At 65.2% G+C, this 15,328-nt stretch carries 12 protein-coding genes; 6 read left to right on the top strand and 6 right to left on the bottom strand.

The genetic code is table 11. The features are described from left to right. Nucleotides 1-32 precede the first annotated feature (32 nt). Nucleotides 33-914 (bottom strand): manganese/iron ABC transporter ATP-binding protein, encoded by an 882-nt coding sequence (locus tag GGQ64_RS13240; RefSeq protein WP_183805450.1) that lies wholly within the window; start codon nucleotides 912-914, stop codon nucleotides 33-35. A gap of 2 nt (nucleotides 915-916) precedes the next feature. Further along, nucleotides 917-1,813, bottom strand: a complete 897-nt coding sequence (locus GGQ64_RS13235; RefSeq protein WP_183804939.1) for a metal ABC transporter substrate-binding protein — start codon at nucleotides 1,811-1,813, stop codon at nucleotides 917-919. A gap of 267 nt (nucleotides 1,814-2,080) precedes the next feature. On the opposite strand from GGQ64_RS13235, the gene GGQ64_RS13230 reads away from it, so the two are divergent. Then, a complete protein-coding gene (locus GGQ64_RS13230) occupies nucleotides 2,081-2,770 on the top strand; it encodes a hypothetical protein (protein WP_183804937.1) in 690 nt (229 codons plus the stop codon). 260 nt (nucleotides 2,771-3,030) lie between these two features. Here GGQ64_RS13230 and lysS read toward each other — a convergent pair whose 3' ends face one another. From lysS to GGQ64_RS13210, 4 genes are all read right to left on the bottom strand, one after another. After that, nucleotides 3,031-4,527 (bottom strand): lysine--tRNA ligase, encoded by a 1,497-nt coding sequence (gene lysS, locus GGQ64_RS13225; protein ID WP_183804935.1) that lies wholly within the window; start codon nucleotides 4,525-4,527, stop codon nucleotides 3,031-3,033. A gap of 177 nt (nucleotides 4,528-4,704) precedes the next feature. Beyond that, nucleotides 4,705-6,174 carry a glutamate--tRNA ligase gene (gene gltX, locus GGQ64_RS13220; protein WP_183804933.1) on the bottom strand — a complete coding sequence of 490 codons (1,470 nt, stop codon included), beginning with the start codon at nucleotides 6,172-6,174 and terminating at the stop codon, nucleotides 4,705-4,707. A 423-nt stretch (nucleotides 6,175-6,597) separates the two neighbouring features. Next, nucleotides 6,598-7,356, bottom strand: a complete 759-nt coding sequence (locus tag GGQ64_RS13215; RefSeq protein WP_183804930.1) for a TerC family protein — start codon at nucleotides 7,354-7,356, stop codon at nucleotides 6,598-6,600. Nucleotides 7,357-7,537: 181 nt separating this feature from the next. Next, nucleotides 7,538-8,227 carry a TetR/AcrR family transcriptional regulator gene (locus GGQ64_RS13210; protein ID WP_183804928.1) on the bottom strand — a complete coding sequence of 230 codons (690 nt, stop codon included), beginning with the start codon at nucleotides 8,225-8,227 and terminating at the stop codon, nucleotides 7,538-7,540. 140 nt (nucleotides 8,228-8,367) lie between these two features. On the opposite strand from GGQ64_RS13210, the gene GGQ64_RS13205 reads away from it, so the two are divergent. From GGQ64_RS13205 to xylB, 5 genes are all read left to right on the top strand, one after another. Beyond that, nucleotides 8,368-9,597: an HlyD family secretion protein gene (locus tag GGQ64_RS13205; RefSeq protein WP_183804926.1), complete on the top strand. Its 1,230-nt coding sequence runs from the start codon at nucleotides 8,368-8,370 to the stop codon at nucleotides 9,595-9,597. Nucleotides 9,598-9,834: 237 nt separating this feature from the next. Further along, complete coding sequence (locus GGQ64_RS13200) at nucleotides 9,835-11,430, top strand: DHA2 family efflux MFS transporter permease subunit (protein ID WP_183804924.1); 1,596 nt, start codon at nucleotides 9,835-9,837, stop codon at nucleotides 11,428-11,430. Between the two features lie 95 nt (nucleotides 11,431-11,525). Then, nucleotides 11,526-12,662 carry a metallophosphoesterase gene (locus GGQ64_RS13195; RefSeq protein ID WP_183804922.1) on the top strand — a complete coding sequence of 379 codons (1,137 nt, stop codon included), beginning with the start codon at nucleotides 11,526-11,528 and terminating at the stop codon, nucleotides 12,660-12,662. 99 nt (nucleotides 12,663-12,761) lie between these two features. Continuing rightward, on the top strand, nucleotides 12,762-13,826 hold the full coding sequence (locus GGQ64_RS13190; protein ID WP_183804920.1) for a LacI family DNA-binding transcriptional regulator: 1,065 nt from the start codon (nucleotides 12,762-12,764) through the stop codon (nucleotides 13,824-13,826). A gap of 12 nt (nucleotides 13,827-13,838) precedes the next feature. Further along, a complete protein-coding gene (gene xylB / locus GGQ64_RS13185) occupies nucleotides 13,839-15,296 on the top strand; it encodes a xylulokinase (RefSeq protein ID WP_183804918.1) in 1,458 nt (485 codons plus the stop codon). Nucleotides 15,297-15,328: the final 32 nt, after the last annotated feature.

The raw sequence follows: 15,328 nt of genomic DNA, 5'->3' as shown, positions 1-15,328 counted from the left end.
GTAGCCGTAACCGAAGGGTTCGAGGAGCGTGCTCACTTTGCAGCCTTCTCCGCTTCGGCAGCGTCCTTTTTCCTCTCGCCGTAGATGACAAAGGGCCGCTCGTCGTCGGAAATGACCTTGACCTGGCGGGGATCCTCGTCGTCGTGCAGGTCCTGTCCGGAGAGGATGAAATGGCGCAGCACGCCGCCGAAGGCACGCTCGAGATTTGCCTCGTTGAACGTCTCGGCGGTCGGCCCGGAGGCGATCACGGTGCCCTTGACGAAGACGGTGCGGTCGCAGAAGTCGGGCACGCTGCCGAGATTGTGGGTCGAGACCAGCATCACCCGGCCCTCGTCGCGCAGCGTGCGCAAGAGCGCGACGATCTGCTCCTCGGTGGTGACGTCGACGCCGGTGAAGGGCTCGTCCAGCAGGATGACCTGGCCCTCCTGGGCGAGCGCGCGCGCCAGAAAGACGCGCTTGCGCTGGCCGCCGGAAAGCTCGCCGATCTGGCGCTTGCGGTAGTCGCTCATGTTCACCCGGGCGAGCGCCTCCGACACCATCTCGTGGTCGCGCCTGGTGGGAATGCGCAGCCAGTTCATGTGGCCGTAGCGGCCCATCATCACCACGTCCTCGACGAGCACGGGAAAGGTCCAGTCGACTTCTTCCGCCTGCGGCACATAGGCGACGAGGTTCTTCTTCAGCGCCTGGCGGATCGGCATGCCGAGGATCGTCACCGTGCCGCCGGCCAGCGGGACAAAGCCCATGATCGCCTTGAAGAGGGTGGACTTGCCGCTGCCGTTGACGCCGACCAGCGCCGTGATCGTGCCGCGGGGCACGGAGAAGCTGGCATGCTTCAGAGCGGTGACGCCCGTCCGGTACGTGACCGTGACGTCCTCGGCGACGATGCCGTCCACGGGCTTGCTGCGTCCGCCCATGATCATTGCGACAGGCCCTTCACGACGGTCTCGGACGTCACGCGCAGGAGATCGAGATAGGTCGGCACGGGGCCGTCGACCTCGCTGAGGCTGTCGACGTAGAGGACGCCGCCATAGGCGGCGCCGGTTTCGGCGGCGACCTGGCGGGCGGGCTTGTCGGAGACGGTGCTCTCGGAGAACACGACGTGGATATCGTGCTCGCGCACCGCGTCGATCACCGCCTTGACCTGCCTGGGCGTGCCCTGCTGGTCGGCGTTGATCGGCCAGAGAAAGAGCTCCTTCAGCCCGAAATCGCGGGTGAGGTAGCTGAACGCGCCCTCGCTGGTGACGAGCCAGCGCTTGTCCTCGGGAAGCCTGTCGAGCTCGGCCTTGATCTCGGCTGAAAGCGCCTTGATCTTTTCGCCGTAGGCCTTCGCGTTGGCCTCGTAGATGGCGGCGTTGTCCGGATCGACCGAGGCGAGCGCCTTCCTGATGTTCTCGACGTAGATCAGCGCGTTTTCCGGCGACATCCAGGCGTGCGGATTGGGCTTGCCGGTATAGGGGCCTTCGTTGATCCCCATCGGCTGGATGCCGTCGCTGACGATCGCGCTCGGCACGTCGTTGAGATTGGCGAGGAACTTCTCGAACCAGACCTCCAGGTTGAGGCCGTTCCACAGAACCAGCGATGCGTCCTGCGCCTTGAGGATGTCGCGCGGGGTCGGCTGGTAGTTGTGGATCTCGGCACCCGGCTTGGTGATCGATTCCACGATTGCCGCGTCGCCCGCCACGTTGCGGGCCATGTCGGCGATGACGGTGAAGGTCGTGACGACCTTGGGCTTTTCCTGTGCCGCAGCGATCGGGGCCCCGCCCAGGATCAAAGCTGCTGCGAGGAGGGCGGACCGGGCCAGATCTAAGATCATCAAATTTCCTAAGCGCTTTTGCAAATGAGTTGCAATCAAATATAGGTGGCGAGCGCAGCATGTCAATGCAATTGCAAATCATTCGCAAGATCGCCCTTTTAGGCGACCGAGCTGGCGACCGCCTGTTAACCATCGCAAGCGGGAAATGGACCGCGGACGCCTGTCGCGTCGACTTTTAAGGTTTCCGAAACGTGCCGGGAAATACGGTGAAATTGATCCCGCGCCTCCTTGGGGCGGCCTTTTCACTTCAAAAAGTGGTGCGTCCCGTTGAGGCTTCTCCCGTCAAATCTGTGGCTGCCGAAGAAGGTGCTGATCCTGCTTTCCGGCGTGATCGTGCTGACCGGCGCCTCGGGAGCGGTGGCTGTCTTCGTCGGCCGCGATGCCATCCTCGGCCCGCCCGCGGAGCGGATTTCAGGGGTCGCCTGCACCACCATCATGACCGTACGGCAGAGCCGCGACGGCCAGGAATGGCTGCGCCGCTACATCCGCGCGAATGCCGCGGACGGCGACATGCGCATCAAGACGGCCCTGCGGGTGGCCGGCGCGCTTTCCAACCAGGAACACGCCGATCTCTACCAGGTCGTCCTGCTCGACGAGGCCGGGCCGGCCGTGCGGGCGGGCATGCGCGGCCGGGCGATAGGCGCGGAGGTCCTGTTCTCGCGCGAGCCCGGCAAGATCGCCGGCCTGACGGCAGCGTTCCAGGCCAGCTATGTGGAAGGTACGGCTGCGGAGAACGGCGAGTTCTACGGCGAGCGCAAGGCGCTGAAGCTGGACGAGATCAAGGGGATCGTCACCGCCATGGCCGACCGGACGGACTGTCTGGACCCGGATGCCACCGGCGAGAACGCGATCGCATCCGCCGGGGGCGAGCCGGCCGGCGAAGACCATGCGGCAGCATCCGGTGACGGCGAGGCAGCCGCCCCACCGCAGGAGCACGCGGCCGCGTCGGTCCACTGAGAGCCAGCGACCAACGCCGCGGCGGGTGAAACCCCCGCACTACTTCATCAAATAGCAGCGATCAGTCGGCGTCGGATTTGGCAAGCCAGGGATGCTCATCCGCCTACCGGCACCTTCTCCCCGCAGGCGGGGAGAAGGAAGATATGCCGCACCGTTTCCTCAATTTTCGACATTGCGTGGGTCACGTCCCCTCGCCCCGCGTGCGGGGAGAGGGTTAGGGTTAGGGGCATCCGGGCAAGCGATGAGCGGTGACGGCTGTCTCAGTCCGCTTTCGCCCGCCGGGCCGGAAACAGGATCACGTCGCGGATCGACGGGGCGTTGGTCAGGAGCATGATCAGGCGATCGACGCCGATGCCGAGCCCGCCAGCAGGGGGCATGCCCTGGTCGATCGCGTCGAGGAATTCGTCGTCAAGCTGCTTGGCCTTCTCGCCGCGGGCGTGCGCCTGTTCCAGTTGCTCGACCATGCGGGCACGTTGCTCGATCGGGTCGTTCAGCTCGGAAAAGGCGTTGCCGAGTTCCCAGGTGTTGCAATAGGTCTCGAAGCGCTCGACCAGGCGCGGCTCGCCCGGCACTTCCTTGGCGAAGGGCGAGATGTCCTTGGGGAAATGGGTGATGTGGCTGGGCTGAATCAGCGTCGGCTCGACCTTCTCCTCGAAGATGAAGGCGAGGCATTCGCCCCAGGTCCAGTCCTTCTCGACCTCGAAACCGGCAGCCTTTGCGGCGGCGCGGGCCTCCTCGTCCGTCTTGATCGAAAGGAAATCGATGCCGGTGGCTTCCTTGACGGCGTCGGGCATCGGCACGCGCCTGAACGGGCCCTTGAAAGACAGTTCCTTGTCGCCGTAGGCAAACTCGGTCGAGCCGTGGATCTTCATGGCAAGTTCGGCGAACATACGCTCGACGAGGTCCATGATGTCCTCGTAGTCGGCATAGGCCCAGTAGCACTCCATCATCGTGAATTCGGGATTGTGCCGGGTGGAGACGCCTTCGTTGCGGAAGTTGCGGTTGATTTCGAACACCTTGTCGGTGAGGCCGGAAACCAGCGTGCGCTTCAAAAACAGTTCCGGCGCGATGCGCAGGAACATGTCGAGCTTCAGCGTGTTGTGATGCGTCTTGAAGGGCTCGGCAGTCGCGCCGCCATAGACCGAATGCAGCATCGGTGTCTCGACTTCCATGAAGCCGTCTTCTTCCATGAAGCGACGGATGCCGGAGACGATCTTCGAACGCTGCTGGAAGCGCAGCTTGGATTCCTCGTTGGTCATGATGTCGAGGTGGCGCTTGCGGTAGCGGATCTCGACGTCGGCGACGCCGTGCCACTTCTCGGGCATCGGCAGCAGCGACTTGGTCAGCATGGTGATCTGTTGCGCATTGATCGTCAGCTCGCCGCGCTTGGTGCGGCGAACGACGCCGGTGACGCCGATGATGTCGCCGATGTCGATCATCGGCAGCAGGCCGCGCGCTACTTCCGGCGTCGTGTCCTTGTGGGAGAAGATCTGGATCTTGCCCGAGGCGTCATGGATGTCCATGAACATGCCGGAATTGCGCGAGGAATAGACGCGACCGGCAACCGTTACGACGTCGCCGCTCTCGGTGTCGGGCTCCAGGCTCTCGTATTTCTGAGCCAGTTCCGCATTGGTCAGCGTGCGATGGAAATGCGCCGGATAGACGTCGCCGATCTGTTCGCGCAGAAGGTCGAGCTTCTGGCGGCGCACTTCGGTGGCGTCGGAGGAGAGGGCGGTTTCGGTCTTGTTGTCGGTCATGGTGTTTCGCCTTCGGTAGGGCTTTTGTTCTGTTTGCCGGTGCGGCTGGCTCGGCCTGTCCCTCCCCCTTGTGGGGAGGGTCGGAGCGAAGCGACAGGGAGGGGTCTTCTTGTTCAGCCCAGAAAGGCCCCTCCCCAACCCTCCCCACAAGGGGGAGGGAGCGCGTCGCGAATTCCCTTACTTCCCGCCCCCCGCCATCGAAGCGACCACCTTGGCGGCCACCTTCAGGCGCTGGCGTACGACAGAGCGGCCTAGGATGGCCATGCTGTCGAACAGCGGCAGCGAGCGCGAGGAGCCGGAGACGGCAACGAAGAGGGGTGCCAACACCACCTTCAGTTTCTTGTCCATGCGCTCGGCGATGGCGCGCAGTTCCGCTTCGATGCTTTCGACGTTCCATTCGAAGATCTTTTCCAGATCCGGCTGGACGGTGTTGAGGATCTCCAGGATCTCTTCCGGGGTCGACTTCACCTTGGCAAAGGCGGCCGGCTCCAGCCCGAGATCTGACTTCAGCAGGAAGCCCGCAAGCTCGGGGAGTTCGCCGAGCTTGGTGATGCGCGACTGGGAAAGCTTCAGGCCTTCCTTGAGGCGATCGTTCTCCATCGCCCAGTTGAGTACACGGGCGGCGAATTCCTCTTCGGAAAACTTCTCGCGCAGCCAGCGGCCGTTCAGCCAGTCGAGCTTCTGGATGTCGAAGATGGCGCCGGATTTCGACAGGTTCTCCGGGTCGAACTTCTCTGTAAGCTCCGCCATCGTCATCAGTTCCTCGCCTTCGGCAATCTGCATGAAGAACAGGCCGAGGAAGTTCATCAGCGCTTCGGGCACGTAGCCGAGCGCCGAGTAATAGGAGATCGACGTCGGGTTCTTGCGCTTCGACAGTTTCGACTTGTCGGCATTCCGCATCAGGGAGAGATGCATGAACACCGGCTGGTCCCAGCCAAAATAGCGGTAGAGCAGGATGTGCTTCGGCACCGATGCCAGCCACTCCTCGCCGCGGGCGACGTGGGTGATCTTCATCAGATGGTCGTCGATGACGTTGGCCATGTGGTAGGTCGGCATGCCGTCGCCCTTGATGAGCACCTGCATGTCGACCGAATCCCACGGGATCGAGACGTCGCCATAGACGCCGTCGATGAAATCGCAGGAGCCTTCGGCCGGGATCTTCATGCGGATGACCGACGTTTCGCCGTCGGCCATCTTCGAGGTGACTTCCTCGGCGCTCAGATGCAGGCACAGGCCGTCATACTTCGGCGGCTTGCCGGCCGCGCGCTGGGCCTCGCGCATCTGCTCGAGCCGCTCGGGCGTGCAGAAGCAACGGAAGGCGTGGCCCTTGTCGAGCAGTTCCTGCGCGTAGGGCTGGTACATCTCCTTGCGGTCTGACTGGCGGTAGGGGCCGTAGGGGCCGCCGATATCCGGACCTTCCGACCATTCCAGCCCGCACCACTTCAGCGCATCCAGCACCTTCGTCTCGAACTCCGGGGTCGAACGCGTCGCGTCCGTATCCTCGATACGCAGGATGAAGGTGCCGTTGTTCTTCTTTGCGAAGAGATAGTTGAACAGCGCGATATAGGCCGTGCCCACATGGGGCTCGCCGGTGGGCGAGGGGGCGATGCGGACGCGTACGGGGGCGTTCGGTGCGGAGGTGCTCATGTTCGTTTGGCCCGGTCGAAATGCGGTGAAGCCGTCCGCAGGAGGGATTTCCGCGTGATCGGCTCATGCTTTTAAGGGAGGGAACGCCCGAATTTCCGCCGAAAAAGCGGCGGATCCGGAGCTTTCCGTTTGGGGTCGGGTGAGACCACATTCGATCCGGCGCGTCAAGGGCCGCCGATTGAGGGCCAAGGCGGCCGGAACCATATCGTTCCGGCATCATTATCCGCACGGGTGGCGCGGCCGTGCCAACCGGACACGGCGGAGATGGAGAACGCAGGGATTTTTCCGGTTTCTTCCTGCGGCCAACGAAACGGCAGTCGAGCTCCTTTACCCGTCCGGCCTGCGCCACCGCTTCCCAGACAACTCAAGGCCGGCGAGTGTTCACTCGCCGGCCCTTTTCATGGTCGCATTCAGGGGGTGCCTTCAATGCAGGCTCTGGTTGCCCGGCTTGTTCTTCAGGCGCGCGTTGCGCGACACCATGTTCAGAACTTCGACGAGCGCCGAGAATGCCATGGCGGCGTAGACGTAGCCCTTGGGCACGTGGAAGCCCATGCCTTCGGCGATCAGCGTGGTGCCGATCATCAGCAGGAAGGCCAGCGCCAGCATGACGATGGTCGGGTTCTTCTCGATGAAGTTCGCAAGCGGGGTGGCGGCCACCAGCATGACGGTGACGGCGACGACCACGGCCACGACCATGATCGGCAGGTGCGGGGTCATGCCGACGGCGGTGATGATGCTGTCGACCGAGAAGACGAGGTCGAGCAGCAGGATCTGGCCGATGGCGGCGCCGAACGAAGCATTGACCGAAGAGGCGATGAAGTCCTCGTTGTGGTCGTCGGGATCGACGTTGTGATGGATCTCCTTGGTCGCCTTCCAGACGAGGAAGAGGCCGCCGGCGATCAGGATCATGTCCTTCCAGGAAAATCCGTGACCGAAGAGTTCGAACACCGGCGCCGTCAGCTTGACGATCCAGGCGATCGTGCCGAGCAAAGCGAGGCGCATGACGAGCGCCAGGCCGATGCCGATACGTCGGGCCGAGACCCGGTGTTCGGGTGGAAGCTTGTTGGTGAGGATGGAAATGAAGATCAGGTTGTCGATGCCGAGAACCACCTCCATAACGATCAGCGTTATAAGAGCGATCCACGCTTCTGGGCTCTGCATCAGGACCAGGATGCTTTCCATCCGATATCTTCCTCTCCGGTTTCAGGGTTTGGTGAGGCAGGTATGTATGGAGAATCAGAGAGGTTGCAAGACGGCGACAGCCGATGCTGGTGCAATCGCGCTCGCCTACGTGCACAAACTACGCCGTCTGGACGCCATCCGGATCAAAAATGCGTGATGCCGGCCGATCGCGCAGCCGTCGTCAGGACTGCGGCGTGGCGTAGGCGGCGAGGAAGACCCGGATGCCGCCGGTGACGATGCGTTCGATCTCGGCGTCGGGTGGGGGGGACGGCATCGTGCCGAACAGGCGGTGCTTAAAAATGCCCACGGTCGCAAGTTCGAGGAACTGACGGGCGCCGAGCTCGGTATCGTCGATCGCAAGCCGCCCGCCGGCAACCTGCCGGTCGAGATAGTCCCTCAGGACGGATACGGGGTTCATCGGCGTGGCGGAGAGGAAGCCGCAGGCGAGCGTGGGCATGCGCTGGTTGACGGCGAGCACCATGCGCATGGCCTTGATGGTGTATTCGGACGAAATGTGGCGGGCAAACAGGACGCCGAAATCGTGCAGCGCTTCGGCGACGGTGAGGTCGGGGTTCAGCGCGTGGCGGGCGGATTCGGTGATGCGGAAGCGTTCGCGCTGGATGAGCTCGGCGAACAGGTCTTCCTTGTTCTGGAAGTAGACGTAGATCGTCCCCTTCGAGACCCCGGCAGCCCGGGTGATGTCGTTCATGCTGGCGGCGTCGAAGCCCTGCTCCATGAAAACGCGCTTGGCGCCGTCGAGAATCTGCTCGCGCTTGACTGGATCCTCCCCTGCGGCTCGGCGCCCGCCCTGCGGCGTTGCGCAGTCTTCGCGGGAGTCTTTTGTTAACTCCGTCGCCATCGCGTTTTGCATAACCTCCTGCCAGATCATATTTTCGAACCGCGCGGTTCGATTTGCTCTTGATATGGATCAGTTTTGGGACTATGTCAAATCGAACTGAACGGTTCAGTTCAGTGAAATTCACCTTTTCCTGACATTTTCCGGGTGAGCAGATGTCCGTCCCAAAAAGCACGAGCAAAGCCAAGGTCCGCCCCGTCGACGACGATTTCATCGCCGAGACCGCGGAGGCGCAGCCGGTGGCCGAAGCCCCGTCGGCACCGCAGCCCGCCGCCCCGGCGACCGTCGAGCAGGCTCCCCCCGCGCCGGCAGCTCCTGCCGCAAAGTCAGGCGGCAAGCGTCGCCTGCTGCCCATCCTGCTTCTGGCTGCGCTCGCCGGCGGCGCCTGGTACGGCTACGACTGGTGGACGACGGGCCGCTTCATGGTCTCCACCGACGACGCCTATGTCGAGGGCGATATCGCGACGATCTCGCCGAAGGTCACCGGCTATGTCGCCAAGGTCGATGTTGTCGCCAATCAGCTGGTCAAGGCCGGCGACGTGCTCGTGACGCTGGACGACGGCGACTACCGCAATGCGCTCGACCAGGCCAATGCGCAGATCGAGACCGTTCAGCTCTCACTGCACCGCATCGACGCGCAGATCGACGGGGCACGGGCTTCGCTCGCCCAGGCGCAGGCGCAGAAGTCGGCGCTGGAGGCGGCCGTGCGCGGCGCGCAGATCAACCAGACGCGTGCGAGCGACCTGCAGTCGAAGGCCGTCGGTACCACGGCCGACCTCGATACCGCCAATGTCGCGCTCGACCAGGCCCGTGCGAACCTGGCCGGCGGCGAGGCGACCATCGTGTCGGCAACGGCCAATGTCACGCTGCTGGAAGCGCAGCGCAAGGAAACCGAAGGCTCGATCCGCACGCTCGAACTGCAGCGCGACAAGGCCGCGCGCGACCTGAGCTTCACGGTGCTGAAGGCGCCCTACGACGGCGTCGTCGGCAACCGATCCGTCCAGGTTGGTGACCTCGTCTCGCCCGGCCAGAGGCTGATGGCGCTGGTTCCGTCCCGCGAACTCTATATCGACGCGAACTTCAAGGAAACGCAGATCCAGCATCTCGTACCCGGCTCGAAGGTCACCGTCTACGTCGACGCCTATGACGACGATCCGATCACGGGGACGGTGCAGTCGATCGCGCCCGCCTCCGGCTCGGTCTTCTCGCTGCTGCCGCCCGAGAACGCGACCGGCAACTTCACCAAGATCATCCAGCGCGTGCCCGTTCGCATCGCGCTGCCGCCGGCGGCGCTCGACAGCGGTCGCCTGCGGGCCGGCCTCAGCGTGGTCGTCGATGTCGATACTCGCACGGCTCCAGAGGCAGGCACCGTTGCGGGAAAGTGAGTGCTGCGCGCCCATGACGGGCGCGCAGCATTTCAAGGCCCGAGCCGTAAGGCATCCGCATCCGGGTGCCTGACCGGTCAGGCCGGTAAGCCTCCTTCCGATGCCGGGCGCCTTGCCGCGCCGGCATGAACCGAAGCTGCCTGCCCCGTCGATAGCGCGGGGTGGCAGCTGGACCCCTATGACGGCGCAATGCCCCTCCGGTTCTGATCCCATGGGTATGCGCCAGCGGAGCCGAGCATGTCTGCCACCACCGCCATACCGGGCAAGGGCATAGCACCCGCAGCGCCTGCGACCGAGACCATGGATCCGAAGCGGCTGATCGCCTTCCTGGCCATGGTGCTCGGCATGTTCATGGCCATCCTCGACATCCAGGTCGTCTCCGCCTCGCTCTCCGAGATCCAGGCGGGCCTGAGCGCCGGCACCGACGAGATCGCCTGGGTGCAGACCGCCTACCTGATCGCCGAAGTGATCATGATCCCGCTGTCGGGCACGCTCGCCCGGATTGTCTCGACGCGCTACCTCTTCACCATTTCCGCCGCCGGCTTCACGCTCGCCAGCGTGCTCTGCGCCACGGCGACCAATATCGAGCAGATGATCGTCTACCGCGCGCTCCAGGGCTTCATCGGCGGCGGCATGATCCCGTCGGTCTTTGCGGCCGCCTTCACGATCTTTCCGCCGTCGAAGCGCAGCATCGTCAATCCGCTGATCGGCCTGATCGCGACGCTGGCCCCGACCATCGGTCCCACGATCGGCGGCTATCTGAGCCATGCGTTTTCCTGGCACTGGCTGTTCCTGATCAACCTGGTGCCCGGCGTCATCGTCACCATCGTCGCCTGGAACTTCATCGACTTCGACAAGCCGGAGTGGTCGCTGATGAAGAAGTTCGACTGGTGGGGGCTCGCCTCGATGGCGATCTTCCTCGGCGCGCTGGAATACGTGCTGGAAGAGGGCAACGGCAACGACTGGTTCAACGACGAATACATCGTCATCGGGGCGATCGCATCAGCCACGGGCGCGCTCGTGTTCTTCTGGCGCGCCTTCAACGTCGAGTTTCCGGTGGTGGATCTCAAGGCCTTCTCCGACCGGAACTTCGCCTTCGGCTCGATGTTCTCGTTCATCATGGGCATCGGTCTCTATGGCCTGACCTATCTCTATCCGGTCTATCTCGGGCACATCCGCGGCTACGATTCCCTGATGATCGGCCAGACCATGTTCGTCTCGGGCCTGGCGATGTTCTTCACCGCGCCGGTGGCGGGCATCCTGTCGAACAAGCTCGATCCGCGGGTGATGATGTCGATCGGCTTCATCTCCTTCGGCGCCGGCACCTACATCATGACGGGCATTACCGCTGACTGGGACTTCTACGAGCTGTTCATTCCGCAGATCCTGCGCGGCTTCGGGCTGATGATGTGCATGGTGCCGATCAACAACGTCGCCCTCGGCACACTGCCGCCGGCCCGCATCCGCAATGCATCCGGCCTCTACAACCTGACCCGCAACCTCGGCGGGGCGGTGGGCTTGGCCGTCATCAACACGGTGCTGACGACGCGGCAGGACGTGCACTACATGCAGTTGCGCGAGCACGTCGACTGGGGCAGCCCCCAGGCGGTCGAGCAGATGAACAACATGGCGGCCAACTATACCGCGCACGGGCTGGACGGGGCGACCGCGGCCATCAGGCAGATGGTCAACCTCGTGGAGCGGCAGGCGATGGTCATGGCCTTCAGCGACGTGTTCATGCTGCTGACGGTGTTGTTCGCCGGAATGCTCCTGTGCGTGACGATGATCCGCAGGCCACAGCCACGCACCGGCGGGGGTGGTGGCGGGCACTGACGCCGAGCTCGCCGGCCAGACTCGTCTGGGGGCTGTACGACGCCCCCGCCTCGGTTCTAGGATGCGCTGATCTTCGGCAACAACCCGGTGGCAGCATGGCATTTCCCCCGTTTTCGCCGCTCTCGCGGCGTACGTTTATCGCAGGCGCGGCCGGTGCCGCCGCGGTGGGCATGCTACCCGGCCTTCCGGCGCACGCGCAGAATCCGTGGCCGAAGGTCGACGCGACGTTCGTCTTCGCCGCCGACATCCATGCCTGCCTCGTAACCGCCGACGGGCTCAGCCCGAACTGCGAGGCCGAGGGCAAGACCGACGCCAACCTCGTGCGCCATGTGCGGGCGATCAACGAGATCGCGAAGAAGGACTGGCCGCGCATGATCGACGGGGTGGCGAGCGGGCTGCGCGGCGCCGGCACCCCGATCCGCCCGCCGAACGGGGTGATCATCGGCGGCGACATGACCGACGACGGCGGCGGGCAGCGCAAGATACCCGGAGAGGGCTGGCAGCTGCAGCAGTTCGCCAACCGCTACCGTCAGGGCACGGGGCTCGACCAGCTGCATTTTCCCGTCTATGCCGGGCTCGGCAACCACGATCTCGACCAGGACGGCGCGCCGCCGCATATCGACTTCTATCGCCGCGAGCTGCGCGACTATGTCGAGCTCAATCACCGCACGTCGGTGTTCTATAAGCCGCCGGTGCCAGTGACCAATTACGACGTGCCTTCCGACAACTATTCCTGGGACTGGGGCGGGCTGCATCTCGTCCAGTTGCAGCGCTTCGGCGGCGACCGTTCCAAGGGCGCCGTCAGCGGGATCGACTGGCTGAAGCAGGATCTCGCCAGTTATGCCGGCGACGGCCGCCCGGTGGTGCTGTTCCAGCACTACGGCTGGGATCCGTTCTCGCTGGAACGGTGGGACCCCGCTGCCCGGACGTTCGACGACCATGGCGCGGGGGCTGCGCACTGGTGGACGGAGGAGGACCGGCAGGCGCTCCTGGACGCGATCAGGGACACCAACGTCATCGGCATCTTCCACGGTCACGAGCATCCGACGCCGATGATCTATCGTGCCGAGGGGCATGACCTGTTCAAGCCGATTGCCTCCTACATGGGCGGCTTCGTGGTCGCGCGGGTCACCGACGACGCCCTCGACGTCGTGCTGGCGCGGGCCTATGGCGACCGCGGCGACGTGGTCTTCACCAACGCCTTCAGCAAGCCTCTTGGGCCTGCGCCGTAGGGTCGTTCGAGCGGGTCGCGTGGTCGTTCCGGATGGTTTGGCGAAATTTCTGATTTACGTACATCAGAAATATCGCTAATGGTCGCCGCGGAGGACATCATGCGACCGACCGTCCACGACATCGCTGCCAAGGCGGGCGTCAGCCTCGCGACCGTGGACCGGGTCCTGAACGGCCGTCCCGGCGTGCGCGCGGTGACGCGGGCGAGGGTCGAAGAGGCAATCGAGCGGCTCGGCTACGTGCGCGACGTCGCCGCCGCCAACCTCGCCAAGGGGCGGGTCTATCCGCTGGTCTTCATCATTCCGGAAGGCGAGAACCCGTTCATGCGCGGGCTGGAGGCGGAGGTGCGCCTGGCCGCCACCCGTTCGTCCTTCGAGCGGACCCGCATCGCCGTCGTCCACGTTCCCCCGTTCGATGCGCCCGCGCTGGCGAAGGCGATCGATGCGGCGATCGCCGAGGGCGTGGCCGGCATCGCCGCCGTCGCCGTCGATGCGCCCGAGGTCGCCGCGGCGATCGGGCGCGCGCGGGCGGCCGGTATCGCCTTCGTGACGCTCGTTTCCGATCTCGCCGCGTCCGCGCGTGACCATTTCTGCGGCGTCGACAACTTGGCCGCGGGCCGCACCGCGGGCAGCCTGATGGCGCGCTTCCTCGGCGCCCGCCCGGGAGCGGTCGCGGTTCTTGCCGGCTCGATGCTGGTGCGCGACCACCGGGAGCGCCTGGAGGGCTTTCGCGCGTTGATGGCCGAGGCCGGAGGAGGGCGGCAGGTGCTGGACGTTCTGGAAGGCCAGGACGAGCCGGAGCGGGCTCGTGCGCTTGTCGGCGCGTGCCTGGTGGCCCATCCGGAGCTTGCCGGGATCTACAGCCTCGGGGCGGGCAATGCGGGCCTGGTCGCGGCGCTCGAGGCTGCCGGTCGGGGTGACGTCTGCGTCATCGCCCACGAGATCACCGAGCCGACGCGCCTCGGTCTCGAACGTGGCGTCATCGACGCCGTGCTGAACCAGGATGCCGGCCACGAGGTTCGCAGTGCCATCCGCGTGTTGCGGGCAAAGGCTGACGGGTTGCCAGTGATCGCAGCCCAGGAGCGCATCCGCATCGACATCTTCATCAAGGAAAACCTGCCGCAGCCCCTCGACGAGACCGGGACGGCGCGGGCGGCAGAAGCATAGGAGGACCAGCCCATGTATCTCGGAATCGACCTCGGCACGTCGGGCGTGAAGGCGATGCTGATCGACGACGGCCAGCAGATCATCGGCTCGGCGAACGGCGCGCTTACCGTGTCGCGGCCGCATCCGGGCTGGTCGGAGCAGGCACCGGCCGACTGGGTCCGCGCCACCGAGGAAGCGCTCGACGCGCTCAAGGCGGCCCATCCCGCAGCGCTCGCCGCCGTGCGCGGCATCGGGCTTTCCGGCCAGATGCACGGGGCGACGCTGCTCGACCGGCAGGACCAGGTGCTGCGCCCCTGCATCCTGTGGAACGACACCCGCAGCCATGTGGAGGCGGCCGCGCTGGATGCCGATCCGCGCTTCCGGGCGATCACAGGCAACATCGTCTTCCCCGGCTTCACCGCGCCCAAGCTCGCCTGGGTGAAGAACAACGAGCCGGACATCTTTGCGCAGGTGCGCTGGGTGCTTCTGCCCAAGGACTATCTGCGCCTGTGGCTGACCGGCGAGCATATGTCGGAAATGTCGGATTCGGCCGGCACCTCCTGGCTGGACACGGGCGCGCGCCGATGGTCGGCGGACCTTCTGGCGGCCACCGAGCTGGAGGAACGGCAGATGCCCAACCTCGTGGAAGGTACCGACAGTGCCGGCACGCTGCGTCCCGAACTCGCCGCCCGCTGGGGGCTCGGCTCCGGCGTCGTGATCGCCGGCGGTGCGGGCGACAATGCGGCTTCCGCCTGCGGCATGGGGACGGTCAGCGACGGGGCGGCCTTCGTCTCGCTCGGCACCTCGGGCGTGCTCTTTGCGGCCAATGGCAGCTACCTGCCGAACCCGGCAAGCGCCGTTCACGCCTTCTGCCATGCGCTGCCGGACACCTGGCACCAGATGGGCGTGATCCTGTCGGCGACGGATGCGCTCAACTGGCATTCGCGCATCACCGGCGCGTCGGCTGCCGACCTCACCGCGGAACTCGGGGAGGGGCTGAAGGCGCCCTCCGGCGTCACCTTCCTGCCCTATCTCTCCGGCGAGCGCACGCCGCACAACGACGCCGCGATCCGCGGCGCCTTTGCTGGCCTTGGCCACGAGAGTGACCGGGTGGTGCTGACGCAGGCGGTACTGGAGGGGGTTTCGTTTGCCATCCGCGACAGCCTCGAGGCGCTGCGCCTTGCCGGCACCAACCTTTCGCGGGTCACGGCGATCGGCGGCGGCTCGCGCTCGCGCTACTGGCTGAAGTCGATCGCGACTGCGCTGTCGCTGCCGGTGGACGTGCCGGGCGACGGCGACTTCGGCGCTGCCTTCGGGGCGGCCCGGCTCGGGCTGATCGCGGCAACGGGAAGCGATCCGGTGGCCGTCTGCCAGACGCCTGCGACGGCCGAGACGATCGAACCGGACGCATCGCTGGCCTCGGCCTACGAGGAGGCCTATGGGCGATATCGGAGGCTTTATCCGGCGATCCGCGATGCGGTGACAGGCTGAGTCCAACCCCCTCACCCCCCCTCCCCGAGGGG

This window comes from Mycoplana azooxidifex, assembly GCF_014196765.1.
Classification (GTDB): Bacteria; Pseudomonadota; Alphaproteobacteria; order Rhizobiales; family Rhizobiaceae; genus Mycoplana; species Mycoplana azooxidifex.
The sequence above is the reverse complement of the archived record's forward strand: the minus strand, read 5'-3'. Positions and strand labels throughout refer to the sequence as shown.

What these genes read in the sequence shown, in the direction of transcription:
- GGQ64_RS13240 (WP_183805450.1), bottom strand. Translation starts at nt 914, where the DNA reads ATGGGCGGACGCAGCAAGCCCGTGGACGGCATCGTCGCCGAGGACGTC.
- GGQ64_RS13235 (WP_183804939.1), bottom strand. Translation starts at nt 1,813, where the DNA reads ATGATCTTAGATCTGGCCCGGTCCGCCCTCCTCGCAGCAGCTTTGATC.
- lysS (WP_183804935.1), bottom strand. Translation starts at nt 4,527, where the DNA reads ATGACCGACAACAAGACCGAAACCGCCCTCTCCTCCGACGCCACCGAA.
- gltX (WP_183804933.1), bottom strand. Translation starts at nt 6,174, where the DNA reads ATGAGCACCTCCGCACCGAACGCCCCCGTACGCGTCCGCATCGCCCCC.
- GGQ64_RS13215 (WP_183804930.1), bottom strand. Translation starts at nt 7,356, where the DNA reads ATGGAAAGCATCCTGGTCCTGATGCAGAGCCCAGAAGCGTGGATCGCT.
- GGQ64_RS13210 (WP_183804928.1), bottom strand. Translation starts at nt 8,227, where the DNA reads ATGCAAAACGCGATGGCGACGGAGTTAACAAAAGACTCCCGCGAAGAC.
- GGQ64_RS13205 (WP_183804926.1), top strand. Translation starts at nt 8,368, where the DNA reads ATGTCCGTCCCAAAAAGCACGAGCAAAGCCAAGGTCCGCCCCGTCGAC.
- GGQ64_RS13200 (WP_183804924.1), top strand. Translation starts at nt 9,835, where the DNA reads ATGTCTGCCACCACCGCCATACCGGGCAAGGGCATAGCACCCGCAGCG.
- GGQ64_RS13195 (WP_183804922.1), top strand. Translation starts at nt 11,526, where the DNA reads ATGGCATTTCCCCCGTTTTCGCCGCTCTCGCGGCGTACGTTTATCGCA.
- GGQ64_RS13190 (WP_183804920.1), top strand. Translation starts at nt 12,762, where the DNA reads ATGCGACCGACCGTCCACGACATCGCTGCCAAGGCGGGCGTCAGCCTC.
- xylB (WP_183804918.1), top strand. Translation starts at nt 13,839, where the DNA reads ATGTATCTCGGAATCGACCTCGGCACGTCGGGCGTGAAGGCGATGCTG.